A 7,293-nucleotide genomic window follows, 5' to 3' on the forward strand; every position below is an offset into this window, starting at 1 on the left:
CCCGCCTTCTTTTTTCCGGCGGCGTGTGGTAGTCGCCGCTCTTTTGTCAGGAATGTTTATGTTGAATATTACGTTGCCCGACGGCAGTGTCCGTCAGTTTGAGAATCCGACCAGCGGCGCGCAAATCGCCGCCGCGATTGGCAGTGGCCTCGCCAAAGCCGCCATCGCCGTGGTGGTGAATGGCGAGGAACGCGATTTGAGCGACGCGATTACCACCGACGCGCATGTTGCCATCATCACCAACAAGGACGAGGCGGGGGTGCACATCATCCGCCACTCAACCGCGCACCTGCTCGGGCACGCGTTGAAGCAATTGTGGCCGGAGGCGAAGATGGTCATCGGGCCGGTGATTGAAAACGGCTTCTACTATGACATCGAGAGCAGTCACCGCTTCACCCCGGAAGACCTGGAAACGCTGGAAAAACGGATGAAGGAACTGGCGGCGACGGGTTACAGGGTCGAGAAGGTGTGGACACCGGTCGCTGAAGCGCGCCGGGCGTTTACCGACCGCCATGAGGATTTCAAGGTGCGCCTGATTGATGATTTCGACGACAGCGTCAAGCAGGTCGGCCTCTATCACCACCAGGAATATGTGGATATGTGTCGTGGCCCGCACGTGCCGCATATGGGGCATGTCAAAGCGTTCAAGTTGACGAAGCTGTCCGGCTCGTACTGGCGCGGCGATGCCAAAGGCGAGCCGCTGCAACGCATTTACGGCGTCGCTTTCGCCGATCAGAAAACGCTTGACACCTATCTGCAACAGCAGGCGGAAGCGGAAAAACGCGACCACCGCAAGATCGGCAAGCAGCTCGATCTCTTCCACTTGCAGGAAGAAGCGCCGGGCATGGTGTTCTGGCATGCCAAGGGCTGGGTCATCTACCGCGAAATCGAGAACTATATGCGCGGCAAACTGCGCAAATACGGCTACGAAGAGGTGCAGGGGCCGCAAATCCTCGACCGCTCGCTGTGGGAAAAATCCGGCCACTGGGACAAGTTCGGCGGCAATATGTTCACCTGCTGCATTGACGAGCACGATTACGCGGTCAAGCCGATGAACTGCCCCGGCCATATCCAGATTTTCAACCAGGGATTGCGCAGTTACCGCGAATTGCCGGTGCGTTACGCCGAATTCGGCATCTGCCACCGCAACGAGCCGTCCGGCACATTGCACGGACTGATGCGGGTGCGCCGCTTCGTGCAGGACGACGGCCACATCTTCTGTACACGCGGGCAAATCCGTGAGGAAATCGAACGCTGCTGCCAGATGGTGTACGAAGTGTACAGCGACTTCGGTTTTCACGAGGTTGAGCTGGCGCTGTCCACCCGCCCGGAAAAACGTGTCGGCTCCGACGAAATCTGGGACGAAGCAGAAGCCGACCTGCAAGCAGCACTGGAAGCACAGGGCAAACCGTTCCGCCTGCAACCCGGCGAAGGCGCGTTCTACGGCCCGAAAATCGAATTTACCCTGAAAGACAGCCTCGGCCGCCGCTGGCAGTGCGGCACCGTGCAGCTCGATTTCTCCATGCCGGAACGCCTCGGCGCGCACTACATCGACGAAAACGACGAACGGCAGACGCCGGTGATGATTCACCGCGCCATCCTCGGCTCGCTGGAACGCTTCATCGGCATCCTGATTGAGCAGTATGCGGGACACATGCCGCTGTGGCTGTCGCCGGTGCAGGCGGTCGTCATGCCGATTACCGACGCCCAGGCGGATTATGCAAATGACGTCGCCGAAAGGCTTGTCGCAGCGGGGCTGCGCGCGGAAAAAGATTTGCGAAATGAAAAAATTAGCTATAAAATCCGCGAACACACCCTGCAACGCGTCCCCTTTTTGCTGGTCGCGGGTGAGCGGGAAAAAGCATCGGCAACGGTGGCAGTCCGCAAGCGCGACGGCAAAGACCTCGGCGCTATGCCTGTCGCTGATGTAATCGCGCTGATGCAAGAACTGAACAGCACAAAAGCACAGGAGATTTAGCATAGCCAAGCAACCGGAAACCCGCGTCAACGAGAGAATCACGGACGCACAAATTCGCCTGATAGGTGCCGACGGCGAACAGCTCGGCATCGTATCAATCGAAGATGCTTTGGATGCTGCCTACGAACAGGATCTGGATTTGGTGGAAGTGGCGGCCAATGCCGAACCGCCGGTATGCCGGATCATGGATTACGGTAAATTCCGCTTCGAGCAGCAGAAAAAGCAACAGGAAGCGCGAAAAAATCAAAAGCGCATCCAAATCAAAGAGATCAAATTTCGTCCGGGAACGGACGAGGGAGACTACCAGGTCAAACTACGCAACCTGAACCGTTTCCTTGCAGATGGTGATAAAGCCAAAGTAACCGTCCGTTTTCGCGGTCGCGAAATGGCACACCAGGGTCTCGGGCAGGAACTGCTTACCCGCATCGAAGCCGATCTGGCCGAAGTCGGGATTGTCGAGCAAAAAGCGGGGATGGAAGGCCGTCAGATGGTGATGGTCTTCGCCCCGAAAAAATAACCTGCCAACCGTAGCGCTGCACAAAATGCGGCGGAAACAAAAACAAACAATGCGAGTTTTAGTATGCCCAAATTGAAAACCCACCGGGGCGCTGCCAAGCGCTTCAAAAAAACGGCGAACGGCTACAAGCGTTCCCACTCCCATGCGCGTCACATCCTGACCAAAAAATCCACCAAACGTAAACGCGGCCTGCGTGGCACAACGATGGTGCATGAAAGTGATGTAAAAGCCATTAAGCAAATGATTGGTTGAGGAGTAGCACATGGCACGAGTAAAAAGAGGCGTTACCGCACGCGCCCGTCACAAAAAAATCCTGGCGGCAGCCAAGGGGTACTACAATGCCCGCCGCAAAGTTTTCCGCGTTGCAAAACAAGCGGTTATCAAGGCAGGGCAATATGCCTACCGTGACCGCAAGGCGAGAAAACGCCAGTTCCGCCAACTGTGGATTATCCGTATCAACGCCGCTGCGCGCCTGCACGGTCTGTCTTACAGCCGATTTATCAACGGCCTGAAAAAAGCCGAAATCGCAATTGACCGTAAAATGCTGGCCGAACTGGCGGTATACAACAAACAGGTCTTTGCTGTTTTGGCAGAAAAAGCGAAAGCAGCCCTATAAGGTCTTATTTCCTGTTAAAAACGGCTGCGTGAGCAGCCGTTTTTTATCCGCCATTCCCACCACCGAGCGTAACAGATACACGGGGAGCATAATGTGAGTGAACAATCGTCTGTCAAGGAAACACTGGAAAAGGCCTTACAGGATGGGCTTAAAGCACTGAAAGAAGCGCTGGATTTGCCGACACTGGAAACCTTGCGTAACACCTACCTTTCAAAGAAAGGCATTTTTACTGCGCATATGCAGGCGCTGGCCGCAGCAGGCGCGGAAGAACGTCCGCAACTGGGCAAAATCATTAACGATGCCAAAACGCGCTTCCAACAGGCATTGCAAGAAAAGATCGAGGCATTCAAAGCACAGGAAATGGCAGAGAAGCTGGCGGCGGAACGGGTGGATGTTACCCTCGCCGGGCGGCAGCAAGTGTTCCAAGGCGGTTTGCATCCTGTGACGCTGACGCGTCGCCGTATTGAAGACTGGTTTGCCCGCTTGGGCTTTGTGGTCAAGGATGGTCCCGAAATCGAAGACGATTTTCACAATTTCACCGCGCTCAATATTCCTGAACACCATCCGGCGCGGGCGATGCAGGATACTTTTTACTTTGACCCGCAAACCGTGCTGCGTACCCATACATCCGGTGTGCAAATCCGCACGATGGAGCAGGAGGGCGCGCCACTGCGCATCATCGCCCCCGGACGGGTATATCGCAGCGATTCCGACATCACGCATACGCCGATGTTCCATCAGGTAGAAGGCTTGGTCGTTGATACTTTTAGCACCTTTGCCGATTTGAAAGGCATCCTGATCCATTTCCTGCGCGATTTTTTTGCGCGCGAGGACTTGCAGGTACGCTTCCGCCCCTCTTTCTTTCCTTTCACCGAACCGTCGGCGGAAGTTGATATCGCCTTCTTCAGCAAGGACGGGGCAGATGCGAAATGGCTGGAAGTGCTGGGTTGCGGCATGGTGCATCCGCAGGTATTGCGTAATTCCGGTGTTGATCCCGATATTTATCAAGGATATGCCTTCGGTATGGGGATCGAACGCCTGGCGATGTTGCGTTACGGCGTGCGGGACTTGCGCCAGTTTTTTGAAAACGACGTGCGCTTCCTGCGCCAATTCCGCCACGAGTTTTGAGGATAAATCATGTTGCTAAGTACGCAATGGCTGAAAGAAGATTACGGCATTGATCTGCCGCCCGCGCTGCTTGCCGAACGCCTGACGATGGCAGGGCTGGAAGTGGATGATGTTGCCCATGCAGCACCGCCGTTTTCCGGGGTGGTCGTCGCACAAATCCTGACCCTGAACGCGCATCCCGATGCGGACAAATTGCGGGTTGCCACCGTTGATGCGGGGAGCAGCGAGACACTGCAAATCGTTTGTGGTGCGCCCAATGTGGCCGTTGGCATCAAAGTGCTGCTGGCGACGATTGGTGCGGTGCTGCCGGGCGATGTCCACATCAAAAAATCGAAATTGCGCGGGGTAGAGTCGTTTGGCATGCTCTGTTCTGCACGCGAACTGGGACTAAGCGATGAACATGCGGGTTTGTTGGTTCTGCCGGAGGATGCCCCGGTGGGGACGGATATTCGCGATTATTTACGTCTGAATGACAGCATCATTGATATTGATCTGACGCCAAACCGCGCCGACTGCTTTTCTATACGGGGGCTGGCACGGGAGATCGCCCAACTATGCCGGGATGAACTGGGCGGGGATTTTCATCTGCCGCCATTACCCGCAGTTGAAGTCAACACCAATGGCAAATGTACCTTGACCATCGAAAACCGCGCCCCGCAAGACAGCCCGCGCTATCTGGGCAGAGTCATTCACAGCATTGACATCAGTCGCGCTACGCCGCCGCATCTGGCCGAGCGCTTGCGCCGTGCCGGAATCCGTACCCATGATCCGGTTGTTGATGTCACTAATTACGTCATGCTGATGCTGGGGACACCGCTGCATGCCTTTGATGCAGACAAAATCAGCGGTGGCATCGTGGTGCGTCGCGCGCAAGCAGGGGAGAAACTGCGCTTGCTCAATGATAGTGAGGCCGCCCTGGATGAAGACGTTTTGGTTATCGCCGATAAAGAAAAAGCGCTGGCAGTTGCCGGCGTCATGGGTGGGGCGGATAGTGCCTGTTCAACTGCTACCCGGAACATCATCCTGGAAGCCGCTTGGTTCAGTCCGCCGCGCATCGCAGGGAAAGCGCGCCGTTTTGCCGTGTCGAGCGACAGCGCACAACGCTTCGAGCGCGGTGTGGATTACACCTTGCAAGAAACCGCACTGAACCTTGCCACGGATCTGATTTTGACCATATGCGGCGGAGAGGCGGAAGAAGCAGCCGCTGCTGTCAGCCCGGAATATCTGCCGCAGCGCTTGCCGGTCACGGTATCAAGTAAAAGCATTGCCCAATGTATTGGGCGCGATTACGACGATGCTGTTATCACAAACATTCTGACGGGACTTGGTGGCGAAGTGCAATTTGCCGACGGCGTTTGGCAAGTTGTACCGCCCGCTTGGCGCTTTGATTTGATGATAAACGAAGATTTGATCGAAGAAATCGCGCGTATTGATGGTTATACCAACATTCCCGACCATCTGCCTGCGGTGCGGTACCAGCACGAAGCCGGCGAAAACCGCAGTCTGCGTTATTACAGAGATTTGCTGGTGGCACAAGGCTTTCAGGAAGCGGTCACTTACAGCTTTATCGATAATACCAGCCACCAGGTGTTCTTTCCGGGAACGACGGCAATTACGCTGCAAAATCCGATCAGCACTAACCTTGCCGAAATGCGGCGCAGTCTATTGCCGGGGCTGGTTAATGCCCTGATTTATAACCGTAACCGCCAGCAATATGACGTGCGTCTGTTTGAATCTGGCCGCGTGTTCCTGCCGCAAGCGGGGGGGAATACTGCCGATTGTGCACAGCCCGTGCGTATTGCCGGTGTTATCAGCGGCTTAGCGGCCCCTGAGCAATGGGGAGTTGCAGCACGGAAAACGGATTTCTTTGATGCCAAGGCGGTCGTAGAAAACCTGCTGGCGCAAAAACGGGGAATCAGTTATCAACCATCGCGACAAACCTATCTACATCCGGGGAAAAGCGCTGACATATACGACGATGCGGGGCAGTACTTGGGCTGCGTTGGCGCTTTGCACCCGCAATTGTTACAAACGCTGGATGCGCGCGGCAGTGAAATTTACATTTTCGAAATCAACAAGTTGTCCGAACTGCCGGTAGAGCACCTACCGCATTATCGCAACATCAGCAAATTCCCAACGGTGCGCCGCGATTTGGCATTGGTTGTTGATAAAAATATTGCTGTTGCCGATATCTTGGCTACCGTACGGCAGCAAGTTGGTGAGCGTTTGAGCGATGTCTATTGCTTCGATGTTTACCGGGATGGAAAACTTGGCAACAAACAGAGCATTGCCTTAGCGCTATATTTACAGGATTCCGAAAAAACCTTGCAGGATGAGGAGGTTGAAAGTACCATTGCGGCACTTGTTACACATTTGAGAAACATATTCAACGCAGAATTAAGGTAGGCAAAAATGACTCTGACAAAAGCGGACATCGTCGAATCCATCATTACACAAATCGGCGTCCCGCGCCCCGAAGCGCGACAAATGGTGGACGAAATGTTTGAAGAAGTGCGCGCCTGCCTGTCGGCCGGGGAGTCAGTAAAATTGTCCGGATTTGGCAATTTTGAACTGCGTGACAAAAAACAGCGACCGGGAAGGAACCCTAAGACTGGTCAAGAAATACCGATAACGGCGCGCCGCGTCGTGAGTTTCAAGGCCGGACAGAAACTGAAGGCACGCGTATCCGGCAGCAAACCACGAGGTTAGAAAGATAGAAGTAAAATTTCCTTCTAAAACAGCAGTTAACGAAAAATCTGGTAAAATATTTGCGAAAGGGCTTGCGCGGGAGGGATTGACAGCTATAATGCGCGGCCTTGCCACGGTGTACGGGTCTTTTGAAGACTTGGTACCGGGATCTTTAACAAGAGAGAAGATGGTTTGTGCGGGTGTTTTGTTGCTGTAGATTTGCCGGCCGGATTGTCCGGTTGGCAGAGAAAAAAGACAAACATCCGAACTGAGATTATTTGAGAGACAGTAATGCAGTTTGGGAAAGAATGAACTGAAGAGTTTGATTCTGGCTCAGATTGAACGCTGGCGGCATGCTTAACACAT

8 protein-coding genes are annotated in these 7,293 nt (G+C 54.5%); 7 read left to right on the top strand and 1 reads right to left on the bottom strand.

Annotation, left to right across the window (positions count from 1 at the left end; genetic code table 11):
- The first annotated feature begins 58 nt into the window (after positions 1-58).
- From thrS to Q0562_RS12120, 7 genes are all read left to right on the top strand, one after another.
- Positions 59-1,978 carry a threonine--tRNA ligase gene (gene thrS, locus Q0562_RS12090; protein ID WP_298644701.1) on the top strand — a complete coding sequence of 640 codons (1,920 nt, stop codon included), beginning with the start codon at positions 59-61 and terminating at the stop codon, positions 1,976-1,978.
- Position 1,979: 1 nt separating this feature from the next.
- A complete protein-coding gene (gene infC, locus Q0562_RS12095; protein WP_298644716.1) occupies positions 1,980-2,495 on the top strand; it encodes a translation initiation factor IF-3 in 516 nt (171 codons plus the stop codon).
- 63 nt (positions 2,496-2,558) lie between these two features.
- The gene (gene rpmI, locus Q0562_RS12100; protein ID WP_298644703.1) at positions 2,559-2,747 is read left to right on the top strand and encodes a 50S ribosomal protein L35; all 189 of its coding nucleotides are present in this window, start codon (positions 2,559-2,561) and stop codon (positions 2,745-2,747) included.
- Between the two features lie 10 nt (positions 2,748-2,757).
- Complete coding sequence (rplT, locus tag Q0562_RS12105; protein ID WP_298644705.1) at positions 2,758-3,111, top strand: 50S ribosomal protein L20; 354 nt, start codon at positions 2,758-2,760, stop codon at positions 3,109-3,111.
- 123 nt (positions 3,112-3,234) lie between these two features.
- A complete protein-coding gene (gene pheS, locus Q0562_RS12110; protein WP_298644718.1) occupies positions 3,235-4,239 on the top strand; it encodes a phenylalanine--tRNA ligase subunit alpha in 1,005 nt (334 codons plus the stop codon).
- Between the two features lie 9 nt (positions 4,240-4,248).
- A complete protein-coding gene (gene pheT, locus Q0562_RS12115) occupies positions 4,249-6,645 on the top strand; it encodes a phenylalanine--tRNA ligase subunit beta (RefSeq protein ID WP_298644706.1) in 2,397 nt (798 codons plus the stop codon).
- A 6-nt stretch (positions 6,646-6,651) separates the two neighbouring features.
- Entirely contained in the window at positions 6,652-6,948 is a 297-nt protein-coding gene (locus tag Q0562_RS12120; protein WP_298644709.1) for an integration host factor subunit alpha, read from the top strand.
- 92 nt (positions 6,949-7,040) lie between these two features.
- Here the strand turns inward: Q0562_RS12120 and Q0562_RS12125 are convergent.
- The coding region (locus Q0562_RS12125) for a hypothetical protein (RefSeq protein WP_298644711.1) at positions 7,041-7,293 on the bottom strand (253 nt) is incomplete at its 5' end.

The organism is uncultured Cardiobacterium sp. (assembly GCF_938028825.1).
In the GTDB taxonomy this organism is placed as follows: Bacteria; Pseudomonadota; Gammaproteobacteria; order Cardiobacteriales; family Cardiobacteriaceae; genus Cardiobacterium.

What these genes read in the sequence shown, in the direction of transcription:
- thrS (WP_298644701.1), top strand. Translation starts at nt 59, where the DNA reads ATGTTGAATATTACGTTGCCCGACGGCAGTGTCCGTCAGTTTGAGAAT.
- rpmI (WP_298644703.1), top strand. Translation starts at nt 2,559, where the DNA reads ATGCCCAAATTGAAAACCCACCGGGGCGCTGCCAAGCGCTTCAAAAAA.
- rplT (WP_298644705.1), top strand. Translation starts at nt 2,758, where the DNA reads ATGGCACGAGTAAAAAGAGGCGTTACCGCACGCGCCCGTCACAAAAAA.
- pheT (WP_298644706.1), top strand. Translation starts at nt 4,249, where the DNA reads ATGTTGCTAAGTACGCAATGGCTGAAAGAAGATTACGGCATTGATCTG.
- Q0562_RS12120 (WP_298644709.1), top strand. Translation starts at nt 6,652, where the DNA reads ATGACTCTGACAAAAGCGGACATCGTCGAATCCATCATTACACAAATC.